This window comes from Pectobacterium colocasium (assembly GCF_020181655.1).
GTDB lineage: Bacteria > Pseudomonadota > Gammaproteobacteria > Enterobacterales > Enterobacteriaceae > Pectobacterium > Pectobacterium colocasium.
This window is the reverse complement of sequence record NZ_CP084032.1, coordinates 2,154,750-2,171,945: the sequence shown is the minus strand read 5'-3', so window position 1 is coordinate 2,171,945 and position 17,196 is coordinate 2,154,750. Positions and strand designations below refer to the sequence as shown.

11 protein-coding genes are annotated in these 17,196 nt (G+C 51.8%); 4 read left to right on the top strand and 7 right to left on the bottom strand.

Annotation, left to right across the window (positions count from 1 at the left end):
* Nucleotides 1-91 precede the first annotated feature (91 nt).
* The 4 genes from pncB (at nucleotide 92) to LCF41_RS09760 (ending at nucleotide 6,063) form a co-directional block, all read left to right on the top strand.
* Nucleotides 92-1,297, top strand: a complete 1,206-nt coding sequence (gene pncB, locus LCF41_RS09775) for a nicotinate phosphoribosyltransferase (protein WP_225087873.1) — start codon at nucleotides 92-94, stop codon at nucleotides 1,295-1,297.
* A 456-nt stretch (nucleotides 1,298-1,753) separates the two neighbouring features.
* Entirely contained in the window at nucleotides 1,754-3,154 is a 1,401-nt protein-coding gene (gene asnS / locus LCF41_RS09770; RefSeq protein WP_102116306.1) for an asparagine--tRNA ligase, read from the top strand.
* 295 nt (nucleotides 3,155-3,449) lie between these two features.
* The gene (locus tag LCF41_RS09765) at nucleotides 3,450-4,553 is read left to right on the top strand and encodes a porin (RefSeq protein WP_284144956.1); all 1,104 of its coding nucleotides are present in this window, start codon (nucleotides 3,450-3,452) and stop codon (nucleotides 4,551-4,553) included.
* A gap of 319 nt (nucleotides 4,554-4,872) precedes the next feature.
* Entirely contained in the window at nucleotides 4,873-6,063 is a 1,191-nt protein-coding gene (locus tag LCF41_RS09760; RefSeq protein WP_225087872.1) for an amino acid aminotransferase, read from the top strand.
* Nucleotides 6,064-6,140: 77 nt separating this feature from the next.
* On the opposite strand, the gene LCF41_RS09755 is transcribed toward LCF41_RS09760, so the two are convergent.
* From LCF41_RS09755 to cmoM, 7 genes are all read right to left on the bottom strand, one after another.
* Nucleotides 6,141-6,788, bottom strand: a complete 648-nt coding sequence (locus LCF41_RS09755; protein WP_225087871.1) for an MBL fold metallo-hydrolase — start codon at nucleotides 6,786-6,788, stop codon at nucleotides 6,141-6,143.
* 80 nt (nucleotides 6,789-6,868) lie between these two features.
* Entirely contained in the window at nucleotides 6,869-7,417 is a 549-nt protein-coding gene (gene mepK, locus LCF41_RS09750; protein WP_225087870.1) for a peptidoglycan L,D-endopeptidase MepK, read from the bottom strand.
* 185 nt (nucleotides 7,418-7,602) lie between these two features.
* Nucleotides 7,603-9,342 (bottom strand): L,D-transpeptidase, encoded by a 1,740-nt coding sequence (ldtD, locus tag LCF41_RS09745; protein WP_225087869.1) that lies wholly within the window; start codon nucleotides 9,340-9,342, stop codon nucleotides 7,603-7,605.
* 551 nt (nucleotides 9,343-9,893) lie between these two features.
* Nucleotides 9,894-14,333, bottom strand: coding sequence for a chromosome partition protein MukB (mukB, locus tag LCF41_RS09740; RefSeq protein WP_225087868.1), 4,440 nt, complete (start codon nucleotides 14,331-14,333; stop codon nucleotides 9,894-9,896).
* A 51-nt stretch (nucleotides 14,334-14,384) separates the two neighbouring features.
* Nucleotides 14,385-15,107 (bottom strand): chromosome partition protein MukE, encoded by a 723-nt coding sequence (gene mukE / locus LCF41_RS09735; RefSeq protein WP_010277044.1) that lies wholly within the window; start codon nucleotides 15,105-15,107, stop codon nucleotides 14,385-14,387.
* Complete coding sequence (mukF, locus tag LCF41_RS09730; protein ID WP_225087867.1) at nucleotides 15,088-16,413, bottom strand: chromosome partition protein MukF; 1,326 nt, start codon at nucleotides 16,411-16,413, stop codon at nucleotides 15,088-15,090. The genes mukE and mukF overlap by 20 nt, the downstream gene beginning before the upstream one ends.
* Nucleotides 16,410-17,195, bottom strand: coding sequence for a tRNA uridine 5-oxyacetic acid(34) methyltransferase CmoM (gene cmoM / locus LCF41_RS09725; RefSeq protein ID WP_225087866.1), 786 nt, complete (start codon nucleotides 17,193-17,195; stop codon nucleotides 16,410-16,412). The genes mukF and cmoM overlap by 4 nt, the downstream gene beginning before the upstream one ends.
* Nucleotide 17,196 lies beyond the last annotated feature (1 nt).

Below are 17,196 nucleotides of genomic sequence, written 5' to 3'. Positions count from 1 at the left end.
TGTAATAAACGGATAATCAAGGTATACTGGCCGGACATTGCTGATTGTCCCGATGGTGGATATGCATCTTACGAGGATGCTGTAACGCATTATGACTTTGCACACTTCCCCGATTCTACACGCATTGCTGGATACCGACGCCTACAAGCTGCACATGCAACAGGCGGTGTATCATCACTATTATGATGTTGACGTTGCAGCTGAATTTCGCTGCCGCGGTGATGAGTTATTAGGCGTTTACGCCGACGAAATAGCCCATCAGGTCGATCTGATGCGCTTCTTGTCATTAAGTGATGACGAGTTTACCTATCTTTCTTCTCTGCCGTTCTTTAAGCCGGATTACCTGCACTGGCTGCGAGGCTTTCGCTTTAATCCGCGGCAGGTTTCGATCAAGAATAACGCTGGCAAGCTGGATATCCGCATCACCGGACCGTGGCGTGAAGTGATTTTGTGGGAAGTTCCCCTGTTGGCGGTCATCAGTGAAGTCGTGCATCGGCATCGCTCGCCCGACGTCACAACCGAGCAGGCTCTCGCCCGACTCTCCGCCTCGCTGGAGAGCTTCCGCCAAAACAGCGCGGATGTGGATCTCAGTCGCTTCAAGCTGATGGATTTCGGCACGCGTCGGCGTTTCTCTCGTGATGTCCAGCAGACGATTGTGACGGCACTGCAAGCTGATTTCCCTTACCTCATCGGCACCAGTAATTACGATCTGGCACGCCGTTTGGGTATCACACCGGTCGGCACACAGGCGCACGAGTGGTTTCAGGCTCATCAGCAAATCAGCCCAACACTGGCCAACAGCCAGCGCGCCGCACTGCAAATGTGGCTGCATGAATATCCCTCGCATTTAGGCATCGCATTAACCGACTGCATCACCATGGACGCCTTCCTGCGTGATTTCGATTTGCCGTTCGCTGAAGCCTATCAGGGGCTGCGTCACGATTCCGGCGATCCGGTCGATTGGGGAGAGAAAGCCATTGCACATTATCAGCGCCTGAATATCGACCCAATGAGCAAAACGCTGGTCTTCTCCGACAATCTGAATCTGGATAAAGCGCTGACGCTGTACCGTCATTTCGGGCAACGCGTGAATCTGGTGTTTGGTATCGGCACGCGCCTGACATGCGATATCCCCGGCGTGAAACCGCTGAATATCGTCATCAAACTGGTGGAATGCAACGGCAAACCGGTGGCAAAGCTCTCCGATAGTCCGGGTAAAACCATCTGCCAGGATCAGAACTTCGTGTGTGAGTTACGCAAAGCGTTTGACCTGCCTCGTGTGAAAAAGGCCAGTTAAGCTTTCCCGTATACCCTAAATAATTCGAGTTTCAGGACAAAACGAGTTCGTTTTGAATAACGCGAAGCGTTAGCCCTTTAGGGCGATGCTCATTTATGAGCATCGTAACGCGGCAAGAGAGGGAATCCCGACGAGCTTACTTAAGTAAGTGATTCGGGTGACTGACAAATCTGCCAGAGGCAGATTTGAACGCTGCTTGCAGCGGCCCCAACGGGGCGAGGTACACGTTAGTGTGCCGAGTAGCGTAGCCAACGCACATGCAACTTGAAGTATGACGGGTATTTGACCAACTTTGCAGCAGATTCACTGTGATACGCGAAAACTTCGCGCCATTCCGGTGATTTCTGCTTGTGTCCTGTTGCATCGCAAGTAACATAGCAAATGGCTCGGATTGGGCCATTTGGCGTTTTAACCACGATATATTTCTTAAACACGATTAATTAAAGAGAGAATTTTATGAGCGTAGTGCCTGTAGTCGATGTACTGCAAGGCCGTGTCGCCGTTGACAGCGAAGTCACCGTGCGCGGCTGGGTACGTACCCGGAGAGATTCTAAAGCCGGTATCTCCTTTATCGCCGTTTATGACGGCTCCTGCTTTAATCCGTTACAGGCTGTCGTTAATAATAATCTCTCCAATTATCAGGATGACGTACTGCGCCTGACCACCGGTTGCTCCGTAGAAATCACCGGTAACGTCGTCGCCTCTCCGGGTGAAGGACAGAGCTTCGAGCTGCAAGCCACCCACGTCAACGTCGTCGGCTGGGTTGACGATCCCGATACTTACCCGATGGCGGCAAAGCGTCACAGTATCGAATACCTGCGTGAAGTGGCGCATTTGCGTCCACGCACCAACCTGATCGGTGCCGTTGCGCGCGTTCGCCATACGCTGGCACAGGCCATTCACCGTTTCTTCCATGAGAACGGCTACTTCTGGGTATCTACCCCGCTGATTACCGCATCCGATACCGAAGGTGCGGGTGAAATGTTCCGCGTTTCTACCCTCGATCTGGAAAATCTGCCGCGTACTGAACAAGGCAAAGTGGATTTCAGCGAAGATTTCTTCGGCAAAGAAGCGTTCCTGACCGTATCTGGCCAGTTGAATGGCGAAACTTACGCCTGTGCGCTGTCCAATGTGTACACCTTTGGCCCAACGTTCCGCGCGGAAAACTCAAACACCAGCCGCCATCTGGCTGAGTTTTGGATGATCGAACCGGAAGTTGCTTTCGCCACGCTGGATGATGTAGCCGGTCTGGCTGAAAACCTGCTGAAATATGTTTTCCAGGCCGTACTGAACGAGCGTGCCGATGATATGGCGTTCTTTGCCGAGCGCGTCGATAAAGAAGCTATCACCCGTCTGGAAAAATTCGTCAGCTCCGATTTCGCTCAGGTGGATTACACCGATGCCGTCGAAATCCTGCTGAACTGCGGAAAACAGTTCGAGAACCCGGTTTACTGGGGTGTTGACCTCTCCTCCGAACATGAGCGTTATCTGGCGGAGCAGCACTTCAAAGCACCGGTTGTGGTTAAAAACTACCCGAAAGACATCAAAGCTTTCTATATGCGTATGAATGACGACGGTAAAACCGTTGCCGCGATGGATGTTCTGGCACCGGGCATCGGTGAAATCATCGGCGGCTCTCAGCGTGAAGAGCGTCTGGCGCAGTTGGATAGCCGTCTGGAAGAGATGGGTCTGAATAAAGAAGACTACTGGTGGTATCGCGATTTACGTCGTTACGGCACCATTCCCCATTCCGGTTTCGGTTTAGGTTTTGAACGACTGATTGCCTATGTTACCGGTGTACAAAATGTGCGCGATGTGATTCCTTTCCCGCGCACACCGAGGAACGCCAGTTTCTAAATAAAAATTTAATATAAGTAAAACAAATATGTAGAAAAGAAGAGTCGGGTTTTCCGGCTCTTTTTTTTTAATTTTTGTTATGTCTCACAAAGTTCCCTGAAATTTACATTTAGACACACATTATTTCCATTTATTACGTGATTACGAAGTTTGTAGCATCTTTAGGGTGGATTAACGGACGTGTGAATGGAAAACTGCGTTCAGACACAGGAAGACACCAAACTTTCAGGAATAGTTCCGTAAAGAATTATTTATGGCAGTGGCAGGTGTCTAAATAACACCAATGAGGGTAATAATGATGAAACGCAACATTCTTGCAGTAGTAATCCCAGCTCTGTTAGTCGCGGGCACCGCCAACGCAGCAGAAGTTTATAACAAAGACGGCAACAAGCTGGATCTGACTGGTAAAGTTACTGCTAAACACCTGTTTTCTGATGACAAGAATAACAATGGTGATGACACCTATGCTCGTCTGGGCTTCAAGGGTGAAACTCAAATCGCGAGTGGCTTGACTGGCTTTGGTCGTTATGAAGCGCAATTTGCGGGCAACAAAGAAGAAGGGCAAAGCACCAGAACGCGTTATGCGTTTGCCGGCCTGAAATTCGCTGATTACGGTTCTTTCGATTATGGCCGTAATCTGGGCATTGCATACGATGGTATCGCTTATACTGACGTTCTTCCTGAATGGGGTGGCGATCAGTCTAACTCCGATAACTTCCTGACTGGCCGTTCTACTGGTGTTGCTACTTACCGTAACGCTAATTTCTTCGGTCTGGTTGATGGTTGGAATTTTGCTGTTCAATACCAAGGTAAAAACGATTCTGATACCTTGAACGAAGGTAACACTCGTAAACTGTCTCGTCAGAATGGCGACGGCTGGGGTATTTCTTCCTCTTACACATCAGATATCGGTTTAGGTGTTGTTGGTTCTTACGCTGCAATTAACCGTACTGCTGATCAAAATGCTACCATTACAGGTAAAGGTAAAAAAGCAGAAGCTTGGGCTACTGGCCTGAAATATGATGCAAACAGCATCTATTTAGCAGCAACATATGGCGAGTACCGCAATGTCAGTTTCATTGAAGATATCCCGGTTACCGGCGGTACAATCGACACATTCGCTGACAAAACTGAAATTTTTGAAGCCGTCGCTCAATACAATTTTGATTTTGGTCTGACACCTTCTCTGGGCTACGTTCAAGCTAAGGCAAAATCATCTAACGGCGCAGCTAGTGTGAATGACTATATCAATAAATATGTTAGCTTGGGTGCAACCTATGCATTCAACAAAAACATGTCTGTTTACACTGAATACGACATCAACCTGATCAAGTCTGACAATGTTTACGGCATCAACGACGACGATAAAGTTGCTCTTGGCCTGACTTACCAGTTCTAAGTTGGCATCGCATAACGTAACGAGTTAATCGTTCGTCTTGCATGAAAAGACAGAGCTTCGGTTCTGTCTTTTTTATTGAGTGCCAGATAACCCTCCTTCGGTGTCCTCACTAGCAATGTTGAAAAACGCTTACCGCGTTTTTTTGGTTCCAGCTTTACGCCACGCTGCGCCAATTATTCTCGTCTAACCAGTCTTTTATTTCGTCTCTTTCCTCCTCCCTGTTATTTCCCTTTCTTTTTGACATCAACGGTTGGCAAAGCCTTTTACTGACGGTACTCTGAGAATTCTTATTTCATCTCAGTTATGGAACATTCTGGCAATGTTTGAAAATATCTCTGCCGCACCGGCCGATCCTATTCTCGGGCTGACCGATCTTTTCCGCGCCGATGACCGCGCGAATAAAATCAATCTGGGTATTGGTGTCTATAAAGATGAAACCGGCAAAACGCCGGTTCTGACCAGCGTCAAAAAAGCAGAACAGTATCTGCTGGAAAATGAAACCACCAAAAATTATCTGGGCATTGACGGTCTGCCAGCATTCGGTCAGCGCACGCAGGAGCTATTGTTTGGCAAGCAGAACGCCATCATTGCAGACAAACGTGCCCGTACAGCGCAAACCCCAGGCGGAACGGGCGCGTTGCGCGTAGCAGCCGATTTCATTGCCAATCAGACGTCTGCAAAACGCATTTGGATCAGTAATCCAACCTGGCCAAACCACAACAACGTCTTCTCTGCCGTCGGTTTGGAAGTGTGCCAATATGACTACTACGATGCAGCGAACCACGCGCTGGATTTTGATGGCTTGCTAAACAGCCTGAACGCTGCCCAAGCGGGTGACGTGGTGCTGTTCCACGGCTGTTGCCATAACCCAACCGGTATCGACCCTACCGCTGAGCAATGGGCTACGCTGGCTGAACTGTCAGTAGCGAAAGGCTGGTTGCCGCTGTTTGACTTCGCCTATCAGGGCTTTGCGCGCGGTTTGGAAGAAGATGCGGAAGGCCTGCGACTCTTCGCCGCGCAGCACGATGAGCTGATCGTATGCAGTTCGTACTCTAAAAACTTCGGTTTGTACAATGAGCGCGTCGGTGCCTGTACGCTGGTTGCTGCCGATGCCGCAACGGCAGATAAAGCATTCAGCCAGGTGAAAGCCGCTATTCGCGCAAACTACTCTAACCCTCCGTCACACGGTGCGACCGTTGTAGCGACCATTCTGGGCAACGACGCCCTGAAGACCATTTGGGAGCAGGAATTGACGGCGATGCGTGAGCGCATCCAACGCATGCGTCAGCTGTTCGTGAACACCTTGCAGGAAAAAGGCGCGCAGCAGGATTTCTCCTTCATCATCGACCAGAATGGAATGTTCTCATTCAGCGGTTTGACTAAAGAGCAGGTTCTGCGTCTGCGTGACGAATTCGGCGTTTATGCGGTGAACTCTGGCCGTATCAACGTTGCAGGAATGACGCCGGAAAACATGGCACCGCTCTGCGAAGCGATTGTTGCCGTACTCTGATGCATTTAGCGATCAAAAAAGCCGACACAAGTGTCGGCTTTTTTATTTCTGTTCTTTACTGATAAAGGGAGCTGAAATTACCAAATCGCCGCATCTTCACGCAGGAAAGGATTGGTTTTACGCTCATGTCCTAAGTTCGACATCGGGCCGTGCCCCGGAATAAACGTCACATCGTCACCCAGCGGTAGCAGTTTATTTTTGATAGACGCAATCAGCGCCTGATGATTCCCCTGTGGGAAATCGGTGCGACCCACGCCGCCGTTAAAAATAACATCGCCCACCTGTGCCAGACGCGATTCCGCATCAAAGAAAACAATATGGCCGGGGGTATGACCAGGGCAATGAAAAACGGCCAGCGTTGTCTCCCCCACCGTCACTTCATCCCCTTCCTGTAACCAACGTGATGGCGTCAGCGGTGCACACTCTTCCAGACCAAACATCCGGCTTTGTGCAGGTAACCCTTCCAGCCAGAATGCATCTTCAATCTGCGGGCCAATAATCGCGACCTGATAGTGTTCAGCCAATTCGGCAGCCGCGCCCACATGATCCAAATGACCATGTGTTAACAGAATCTGCTTAACCGAAATCCCTGCGTCCGCAACGGCACGTTTAATTTTCTCTGCATCACCACCGGGATCGACAATCGCCGCGTCATTCGTTTTTTCACACCATAACAACGTGCAGTTCTGGCTAAATGCCGTCACTGGGACAATTTGATATTTCATATCACTCCATGTTGAATAAACTGAGCGGCTCGCGATGTCTTCGCGAGCCGAATCAAAAAAGTGTAGCGCTGCGTAGCGAATTACCAGGTGCGGACTGGGCCGGTATCGATGTGAACGAAATCGCTACGTGGGTAGTAGCCCACCCCACCTGCACGCATCTTCATCGCTGCTTTACGAATGTTAGCCAGTTGAACGCCTTCAATATGGAAATCCATCGCCTGCCCTTTCGTGTGGTAACTCTGCTTTGCCACACCCCTGCTATGCGCACGTAATTCATTATTCGTATCTATCGCGCGATAACCGGAAATCAGCTGTACGGGCTTATTGGTGCCCAGCATGACCTGTAAACGATAGAGCTGATCGAAAAGCTGGGGGTCAATCGTTTTGACTTTATTGGCGCGATAATCGCGGAAAAAGTGATTCAGGCGGGAGAGTTCTGATTTGTTATACCGTTTGCCATCAAAAAATTCCGTTTTTAGCCGTTCTCCGGTATTCAGATTGTCCAGCGTCAAAATTCGTGGTCGGGGCGTAGATAACGTTGCAAATGCCTGACCGGGAAGCAGTGCGATACCAAACGCGGCACCACCCAGTGCAAGCCACTTACGGCGATGATTGTCAATGTGATCCATAGAACAAGTACCCTGGCTAAAAAACGGTAATAAGTATAAAAGGGGGCGCAAAACGCACCGCCTTGAACCTTAACTGCCAGAGAAAAGTGAGTCAACCCGCTTTGCTTACGGGTTTGCGGGAGATCGCATCGATCCCCCGCAAAACGATAAAATACCAATACCACTAATGTCCGTATTTTCAATACTTACTGAAGCAACAACCCAGCTCTGGAGAGCACTTTCGTCCCGGCTCGGGCAGTATCATCATAATTGTAAATATCTGTGCGGAACTGCGGCCTGCCATCTTCCGCTACCCACGCCGTCAGATAATAGAGATTGACTGGAATCCGGTGTTTCATTGAAACAAAGGTGGTATTCCCCTGATCCAAGGTGGAAGAAATACGACTATTATTCCATCCCGCATCCTGCAATAGCATGCTAGCCAATTCCGATGCCTTATTGACCCGAACGCAGCCGGAGCTCAGCGCCCGAATATCACGTTGGAACAGATTGTGATTAGGCGTGTCGTGCAGATAAATGGCTTCCGAATTTGGCATATTGAATTTATAACGTCCCAGTGAGTTATTCGCCCCAGGCGCCTGACGCAGGCGATAAGGGAAGCGCTCTGGTGACACAACTTGCCAATCGATCATTGAGGGATCAATCACTTCTGCATCCTGACTCCAGCCGGACAACACCGTATAACCATGCCGCTGTAGGTAACCGGGGTCGCGCACCACTTTAGGAATGATATCCTGTCGAATCAGCGTCGTCGGGACATTCCACGGCGGATTGACCACCACGTTATACAGCGAGCTGCTCATCAACGGCGTCTTACGCTTAGGTTGCCCAACAATGACACGCGACGATAAACGCTCAGCACCATCCTGATAGTAGATCAGCGAATAATTGGGGATATTCACCATAATCCCGGTGTGCACATTATCCGGCAGCAGGCGCAGACGCTGAATATTCAGCGCCAGCAGCGTCGCACGCATTTGCGGGGACACATTGAGCCAATCACGCGTACGCTTACCAATGACGCCGTCGTCCTCCAGCCCTTGCCAATGCTGGAAACGTTTCACCGCCTCAACCAGTTCTCCCGAGTAGAGATCGCCACCCGCCGCATCGCTATACGCCAGCGGAGCCTGCCCGTTTGCTACCGTTGTCGCGGCGGCATTTTCGTTAAACAGCGTAATACTCTCCGTTGACGACAGCATACCGGTACGTTGCAGAATTTCACGCAGTACCGCCAGCTCCCGGCTCTGTTGTTCCGGACGCAGAGACTCCGTCATATTCAGGCTCGGCCACGGACGATTATCCGTCAGCATCGTTTTCAGCGCCTCATGCATTTTGGCGTACTGCGAGTGCTGCGGTGCCAGCGAAACCACATAGGCGGCGCTGGTACCGGATTTAACGGCCTGTTGCCACTGAGACACAATATTGATTGCTGGCGATTGCAAACGATAAGGCACACTGCTGTACAACCAGTCATTGCCGTTGCGTTCGACGCCAGAGACGAACTGCAAATAGCCCAGCATCGCATCGGATAAAACAGCATCACGCGCAAACCCGGTCAATTGCGGATCGGTCAGCCAGGTCACCCACGTGGTGAACTGCGGTTGTACGCCCGCGATCGCTACTTCAGCAAGCTGCTGTTGAAACTGTTGTACCGCGCGGTTATCCGCCCACATCGGTTGCATCTGATGTTGGGCATAAAGCGATGATAAATCAGAGAGATAATGTAACGTCATACCGTGCGGCAGCGCTGACAGAAGCCCTGCACGACTATTTTCGACGGACACCACGCCTGAGCTTTGTGCTAAGCCAGATACCACCGTCGGAGATGCTGCCAGCACCGAAAACGAAGGAGACAGGCTTCCGACCCAAATACAACCCACGCGCAACAGCAGCCTGACCATTTTTCGTTTATGTAACAACAACATCCATTTATCCCCTGTACTTATTAATCACTATACCCGTCATACTTTAAGCTGCTTGTGCGTTGGCCGCCCTTACTCACCCCAGTCACTTACCTGTGTAAGCTCCTGGGGATTCGCTCGGTTGCCGCCTTCACGCAACTCGAATTATTTAGGGTATATGCTTTTACGACAATCCACATTGAACATGGAAATAACAAACCGAATTCGCTCGCACTGGCGTAAGCTCATTTTTTCGTTTCCTATTGTAGAAAACGATAAAGAATGAAAGATGATCGTTTTTTATATAGCGCCCGCTATTCATGGTCGCAACGGTACAATATACAACCGCAAATCCTTCTACAGCCTGCACTCGTTTTATCGTCAGTATATAAAGAGAAAAATATTTTTGCTTCTTCTTCTGGTTATTATCTTACGAGTTTGATGCACCTATTCGCTGGCAGCATTTTCTTTACGTAGGTTTTTATGAAAAAAATAAAGCCGCTTAAAAAAGCGGCTTTATCATTATAGAGGAAAAGTGCTGCCACGTTGGCAACGATAAACGTTATTGCGCTTCACTACGAGGCTTGCTCTTGCGTCTCAGGCGCGTCTGCGCCAAAACCACGCAGCCCGACCACATGGACGTGCTCGTTGTTTTGGTAGACTTTACGCACCAACTTATACGTCGTCCCTTTTTCGGGGCTGATATTTTCCGGTGCTGCGATAACCAACTGCATCTCCAGACGATCGCAAAGCTCGAATAGCGTGGCAATCGATTTGGCATCCAGACGTGCCGCCTCATCGAGGAAGAGCAGACGGCATGGAATAATATCTTTGCCACGCAGGCGCTTAGACTCTTCTTCCCAGCTCTGCACGACCATGACCAGAATTGACATCCCGGTACCAATCGCTTCCCCGGTAGACAGCGCCCCACTTTCCGCTCGCAGCCAACCATCCGCACCACGGTTTACCTCAACTTCCATTTCAAGGTAGTTTCGGTAGTCCAGCAGCTCTTCACCGATCGTTTGCGGCGTGCGCTGTCCCATATCAATTTCAGGATTCAGGCGCTGATACAGTTTTGCCAACGCTTCCGAGAAGGTCAGGCGATTGCTGTTAAACAGATCCTGATGCATTTCCTGCTGTTCGGACAACACATTAAGCAGCGTAGTATGCGTTTCCCGCACGTTGACGTTGAGACGAACACTCTTCACCTGACCAAACGCCACCGCTTGCAGCCCCTGATTCAGCATCCGAATGCGGTTCTGCTCACGCTGGATCGTTTTACGGATGATGTTTGCCACGCTGCGTGAGCTGATTGCCAGCATCTGCTCACGCGCCGTCAGCTCTTCAGTCAGACGATTAAGTTCAATCTCCATCTGCTCAATCGCTTCTACCGGATCATCAGTGCGGATAATATCCTGACGGATACGCTCGCGCAGATGCTGGTAAACGGCAATGTAGAACTGGATTTTGCGCTCTGGCCGTTTCGGATCTTCCGAAAGCCGCAGCACATCGCGCAGATGTTCGTTATCCGCCACCGCCAGACGCAGCGCACCCAGCGCCTTATCCGACATGGAACGTAATTCATCGCCTTCCATATACGCCAACTCGCGGCGGTGTAGGCGGCGTTCGACGCCGTTATCTTTCACCAAACGCATGACCGCACACCAACCGGCTTTCGCGGTGACAACCTGCTCGCGCATCTGGTGATAATCACGCTCCAGCTTGCGCAGTTTCTTCTGCAAGCTGTCCATTTCGGCTTCACAGAACGTAATCTGTTTTTCCAACTGGTTACGCCGCGAACGGTTAGTGCTTAATGCCGCATGCAGTTCATCACGGCGCTGGCGGGCACGTTCTTCGGCGTCGGCATCCGCACGTACGCCGATATCCTGAAGCTCTTGCGTCAGCTCCTTCAGCATATCCTGCTTGGCATCGTAAGAACTTTTCAGCGACGCCTGAACCTGACTGTACTGCGTCAACTGTGCCTGATGCTGGCGGAGCTGTTCGCGCGCTTTTGTCCGTTCCGCCTCAGCCAGTTCCAGACGATGGCGCAGCTTGTCATTCAGGCCGGCATTTTCACCCAGCATGCCAGCCGAATCGGCATAGCTGAAATGCGCACGACGCTGTACCACTTCAGTCAGCGCAAACGCCTGCTGTTTTGCCTGCCGCTGTGCGTTCTGTGCCTGAGTATAATCTTCCTGCAACTGCTCATGCTGCTGCGGGTCGCTTTGTAAGACAGAAACAAGCGGTTCCAGCTTAGCCAGCGTCGCACCATGCTGTTGAATGAACCGGGCAGATTCTTCGGTTTCATCCAGCTCGGCACGAATCTCTTCCACGCGATCCTGCAACGTCTCGTCGCAAAGCAAGCTAATACGCGGAATCAGTTTATTCAGCTGTGCGCTGGCCTCTTTCGCTTGATCATACTGCTGGCGCTGCTGCTGGTTCTCGCCGTCAAAGTTGGCAATGGCGCGATCCAGCTCGCCGCGGCGGGAACTGAGCGTACGAATTTCCGCTTCGGGATCTTCATCAAAAACGACAGCCAGATGCGTACCGATGAAACGGCTGAAGGACTGGTGCAAGCGCTGCGTTTTCTGCACGTCAAACGACAGCGTCGCATACTGTTCGGCCAGTGCTTCTCGCTCATCACGCAGGCTTTCCAGGCGCATTTCTCGCGCGGCGCGGCCAAACAGCGGCACTTCCGGGAAGCGCGAGTAACGCCATTGGCGCTCCGCGACTTTTACCACCACGGCACGTTCCAATTCTTCAACGGCAAACACGCTGTCATCAAACGACTGCGGGTCGCCTTCGATCAGATACAGATCTTCCGGGCAGTCTTCCAGGCCAGCAAGCTGTTCACGTACTAGCGAGAGATCGGCGACCACAATGGCATGGCGAGAGGGGCCATAAAGCGCCGAGAAGTACGGCGCATCATCCAACGTGACATCATCATAAATTTCAGACAGCAGCACCCCACCAAAGCGTTCCGCCAGCGCATTCAGGCGCGGATCTTCGGAACCACCGGGCTGGCTCAGCCGCTCAATCTGCGCTTCAATTTGCCGTTTGCGGGTAGCGATGTCATCACGCTCAACCGTAGTTTCACGTTCACGCTCCAGCAACTGCTGCATGAATTCCGTCACCTGACGGCTATCTTCAAACGTTTCGCCGCTTTGCTCGCTCAGTTGCGTCAGCATTTCCTGTGCCGCCAGCCAGACTGGCGCACGTACCGTCAATTTCTGAATGCGCTGCTGGATTTGCTCCAGTTCCTGACGCAGCGCCATGCGGCGCTCACCCGCTTCCGCCACCAGTGATGACAGGGTTTCAATGCGGGCATCAAGCTCTTGCAGGAGTGATTCCAGCTCTTCCGGTTGATAATCCTGACCGTTACGTTTGCTGAAATCCTGCAATAGCCGCTCAGCATCCTGTTGTTCACGCAGGCGTTGCTCCAGCTCAGACAGTCGCATCCGCAGCGGCTGTACCCGCTCCGCCTGATAACGTTGCGAAGAACTGTCGCGCAGCAAATCGCGCGCGACCTGCCACGCCTCGTTGCGATTAACGGCACCGGCAATCTTGCTAACCAGCTGATAGGCTTGCTCAAACTGGCCGTGCGCCGCATCCGCCACACTCAGTTTCTGCTCCAGCATCAGCAGAATTTCTGTCGCTTCCTGCTCTTTCGCCTGATAGCTATCCAGCCATTCGTCCGCGTTATCCGCCGTTAAATCCGGCAACTGGCACAGCGTGCGGGCGCGTTCCAACGCCTGCTGTGCCTGCTGGTACTGAATAGCACGGGTTTGCTGTACGTCCAGCGCCTGCTGATAATCGGCAAGCTGGCTTTTCAGTTCATCCACTTCCAGCTCGGCAGCATCGGCACGCTCTTCGTTCTCCGCCTGCTGCTCTCGCGCCTCTTCCACCACCTCGTTCTGCTCTTCAAGGCGATAGCTCAATTCTTCCAGATCGGCGTTATAACGCTCGATTTTTTCCTGTTGGCGCATCGCGGTTTGCACCAGATTCAGGTGGTCGCTGGCCGCCTGATAATCCGTTTCCAGATCGCCTTCCGCACCGCTCTGTTCCGCCAGTTCCCGCGCCATTTCCACATGACGATACTGTTCGCTCGACAGTTGCTTACGGCTGGAGAACAGATCGCGGCGCAATTCCAGCGCGCCATCCAGATGAATACGACGCTCATTGGCGTGCCGCATGTAGTCAGCGGCAACATAGGACGTCGCTTCAGAGATCAGGTGTTTAAACAGATCGCGATCGGACTGGGTGACGCGAATCGCTTCCAGCGTCATGCGGTTTTCACGCAGCGCCGCTTCCATATCCTGAAACGCTTTACGCACGCCGCTGTTTTCCGGCAGCAGGTAGTCACGCAGCGAGCGAGTAATCGCGCTGGAGATCCCACCGTACAACGAGGCTTCGATCAGGCGATAGAACTTGCTGCGATCGGAAGCAGAACGCAGGCGACGCGGCACCACGCCTAAATCGAACATCAGCGAGTGATAGTCGGTAATGGAGTTAAACTGTTTGAACTGAACGCCTTCCATCTCCTCGACGCGATCTTTCAGCTCTTGCAATGACAGCACGCGCGCCTGACGATCGCCGACTACCTGCGTCAGAATTTGTGTCGGCTGTATCGCCGTCGGTAATCCCTGAATGGTGAAAGGTTTGATATCGACTTTGCGGTCACGCCCCGCAACCTGCTGGAGGCGAACCCCAACCAGTACGCGTTGATGGCGCGAGTTAACGACATCCAGCGTCGAGTAGCAGACGCCCGCACGCAATTTACCGTGCAGACCTTTATCGCGTGAGCCGCTAGTGGCACCGGCTTCGGTGGTGTTTCTGAAGTGCAGCAGCGTCAGGTCAGGGATCAGCGCCGTAATAAAGGCGGCCATCGTGGTGGATTTCCCGGCACCGTTACCACCGGATAGCGTGGTAACCAGTTCATCCAGATCGAAGGTGCGGGCGAAAAAGCCGTTCCAGTTGACCAGCGTTAGTGAGCGAAATTTACCGCGTTCAATCATTCCTGTTCATCCTCAACACAGAACCTACCCCAATAGGAATGGGATACGCTCTTATTCATCCTCGCCCGTTTCTGGCGCGGTATCATCGGTGCGATCGTTATCGTCGCTGTCATCTTTCAGCGACAAACTACCTTCAACAGGCATCGCTTCACCATCACGAATCATGCGCAACTGCGCTTCGCGGGCATCATCGCCGCTGCGTACATCAGCGCCGAAGCGGAACACCGACTCGGTAATTCTGAATTTGCTGCTGTCATTGCCCATAAAGTAGATCATGCCTAGCCGACGTAAACGGTTCAGCGAGGTTCTGACTTTTTCCTGTAGCTTTTGGCGATCCAGATCGGAACCGGTAGAACGCTGGTTAACCAGCTTCAACAGCTTGCTTTCATCTGCCAGACTCAGCAGCTCTTCATAGAGCTCCTGCTGGCTGAAAATGCCTTCGTGCGCTAACCGCTCTGGGCTCAGGTAGAGATAGCAGAGAATTTTCCCTACCATCATATCCAGCTCAGACAGCACCGAGCGAGGGATAAGCGTAGTGGAACGCGGACGCAGATAGAAAAAACCTTCCGGCGCGCGAATCAGCTCCACGTTGTAGCGGCTGTAGAATTCCTCCAGCACTTCCTGGAAATCCATCAGAAAGACGTGGTTCTCCAGCTCTTCAATGCCAATATGACGCCCGGCGCGCAATTGGCTGTCCAGCGCAGGAAAGAGGTTATTCGACAGCGCGGTTGCCAGCTTCACTGGCATAAATTGTTCAATATTTGTCGATGACATGGGCCTGCACCTTGGCTCCGTAATCATTGATTGCCCGCCACAATGCAGGTAATCCGGTGAAATCAGCTTCGGCTACGCCCAGGCGTACTGCCTGGTCGACCACGATTCGGGCAACATCAAAATGCCGCGAGCGAGGATGCTGCGCGAGGTATTCACGCATCACTTCCCCCAAATCCAGCGGAATCTGTTGCGCTTTATATTTATGCAGCGCCTGCTCAACCAGCGCGATCAGTTGCTCGCGCATTTCACTAAACTCTTCATATTCCAGCTCCGGCGGCAGTTCACCGGTGACTTCTTCACTACGCAGCGTCAGTTCTTCGTCACGCATATCCAACAGACGATCCGCATTGGCGAACGTCAGCGCCCAGGGGCTATCAAAATAACTCTGCACCGACTGACGCAGGCGTTGAGCAAAGACGCGGTTTTTATCCATATCAATCGCGGTACGGATAAACTTATGTACGTGGCGGTCATAACCAATCCACAGATCTATCGTCTGCTGTCCCCAGCTCACAATGCGATCGAGTTTGTTTTGCAAGTCGAACACCAGCTTGTCGACAAACTCCAGGTTATGCTGATTATTCATAATCGCATCCTGAATGCTCAACAGGCTCGCCTGCAACTTGTCACCAGCGGCTTCCAGCGTGTCCTGCAATTCACGCAGCGTAGACGACGTTTCCGTCAGCAGTTGTTCACAGCTGCTGATCGCTGCCCGCCAGTCCTGATTTAACAGCGCCGCGATATCGTCTTTCACGCCCTGCTGCTGCTCATCCATTACGCGCTGTGACAGGTCGATACTGTCAAAAATTTCAGCTACGGAATATTTCAGCGGCGCAAACACGTTGCGATGCCAGTGAAACTCATCGCCGCCTTCTTCCGCCGCATCGGCCGCTCGACTCAACTCCTGCGCCACAATAGAGAGCTGCATGGAAAGCCGTAGCGTCGAGAACTCACGCTGCCGAATGTAATAATCGGTAATGCCGATCCCCAGCGGCGTCAGACGATAAATCGCATTACCTTCCGCCTGTTCGCTGGTAAAGCGGTTCAGCAACCGTTGGCGTACCAGATCGTTAATCGCGTTATTGGCGCGGATAGTAATGGTTTCGTTCGTCTGATCAAATCCCTGACTCACATGGCGGAAGGCATCAATCAGCTCCCCTTCACTCATTTCACCATCCATGCGTTCGCCGTTAAGCGTGGCGATCGCCATCAAAAACGCCAGACGTTCAGTAGGGAGGGAAATGGAGAAATCGTTTTTTCGTGCCCAGGCGACCAGTTCGGGTACAGTCTGGGAAAAATCACTCATAATGCATCCTTCAAATGGGGTTTATGCGCCATGACATGGATATAACGGCCCAAACTCACAAAAGGCTCTTGCCGACAATACCGCTGCTCGAGCTCCAGAATGTCGTCAAATTTATCAATTTGCTGCTGCTTATTCTGTAGGTAGTCATGAAACACACGCACGCCAGTTTTTCCGCTAATGGTCAGCCCCATTTCATCAAGCCAGCCGTACACGGCTTGCGGATCCAGCGGGTGATCTGGCGATAGCGAGCGCCGTTTGTTCTTCGGCATTCCGGCCTGAACATAATCAAAGTTGCCCAGCACCATGTTACGCATCAACAGCCCATGATGGTTATAAAACATCAAAGACAGCGCGCCACCCGGCGACAGGCAATCATACAATATTTTCAGCATCTGCTGCGGTTGCGCAACCCACTCCAGCACCGCGTGGAACAATATCAGATCGGCAGGGCTTTCCATATATTGCGCGATATCCTGTGCGGCACACTGCACAAAACGCATATTATGGTCGACGCCCTGCGCCGCTGCCGCACTTTTGGCGCGCTGAATCATCTCATCGGAAACATCGCACAACAATACCTGATGTCCTAAAGCCGCCAGCCGACACGCCATTTGACCTTCACCGCCTCCCGCATCAAGGATGCGTAATGGTCGTGCTGGAAGCTGGGTCAAAAGATCGCTAAGATCCTGCCACAATACCGCCAGCCGAAGTTTCCCCTTCGTTGTGCCATAGATATTCTGAGCAAATTTTTCGGCGATATCGTTAAAATTGCGATCCTGCATC

Bases quoted from the DNA above. Each gene is read 5' to 3' on its own strand.
- pncB (WP_225087873.1), top strand. From the start codon at position 92: ATGACTTTGCACACTTCCCCGATTCTACACGCATTGCTGGATACCGAC.
- asnS (WP_102116306.1), top strand. From the start codon at position 1,754: ATGAGCGTAGTGCCTGTAGTCGATGTACTGCAAGGCCGTGTCGCCGTT.
- LCF41_RS09765 (WP_284144956.1), top strand. From the start codon at position 3,450: ATGATGAAACGCAACATTCTTGCAGTAGTAATCCCAGCTCTGTTAGTC.
- LCF41_RS09760 (WP_225087872.1), top strand. From the start codon at position 4,873: ATGTTTGAAAATATCTCTGCCGCACCGGCCGATCCTATTCTCGGGCTG.
- LCF41_RS09755 (WP_225087871.1), bottom strand. From the start codon at position 6,788: ATGAAATATCAAATTGTCCCAGTGACGGCATTTAGCCAGAACTGCACG.
- mepK (WP_225087870.1), bottom strand. From the start codon at position 7,417: ATGGATCACATTGACAATCATCGCCGTAAGTGGCTTGCACTGGGTGGT.
- ldtD (WP_225087869.1), bottom strand. From the start codon at position 9,342: ATGTTGTTGTTACATAAACGAAAAATGGTCAGGCTGCTGTTGCGCGTG.
- mukB (WP_225087868.1), bottom strand. From the start codon at position 14,333: ATGATTGAACGCGGTAAATTTCGCTCACTAACGCTGGTCAACTGGAAC.
- mukE (WP_010277044.1), bottom strand. From the start codon at position 15,107: ATGTCATCGACAAATATTGAACAATTTATGCCAGTGAAGCTGGCAACC.
- mukF (WP_225087867.1), bottom strand. From the start codon at position 16,413: ATGAGTGATTTTTCCCAGACTGTACCCGAACTGGTCGCCTGGGCACGA.
- cmoM (WP_225087866.1), bottom strand. From the start codon at position 17,195: ATGCAGGATCGCAATTTTAACGATATCGCCGAAAAATTTGCTCAGAAT.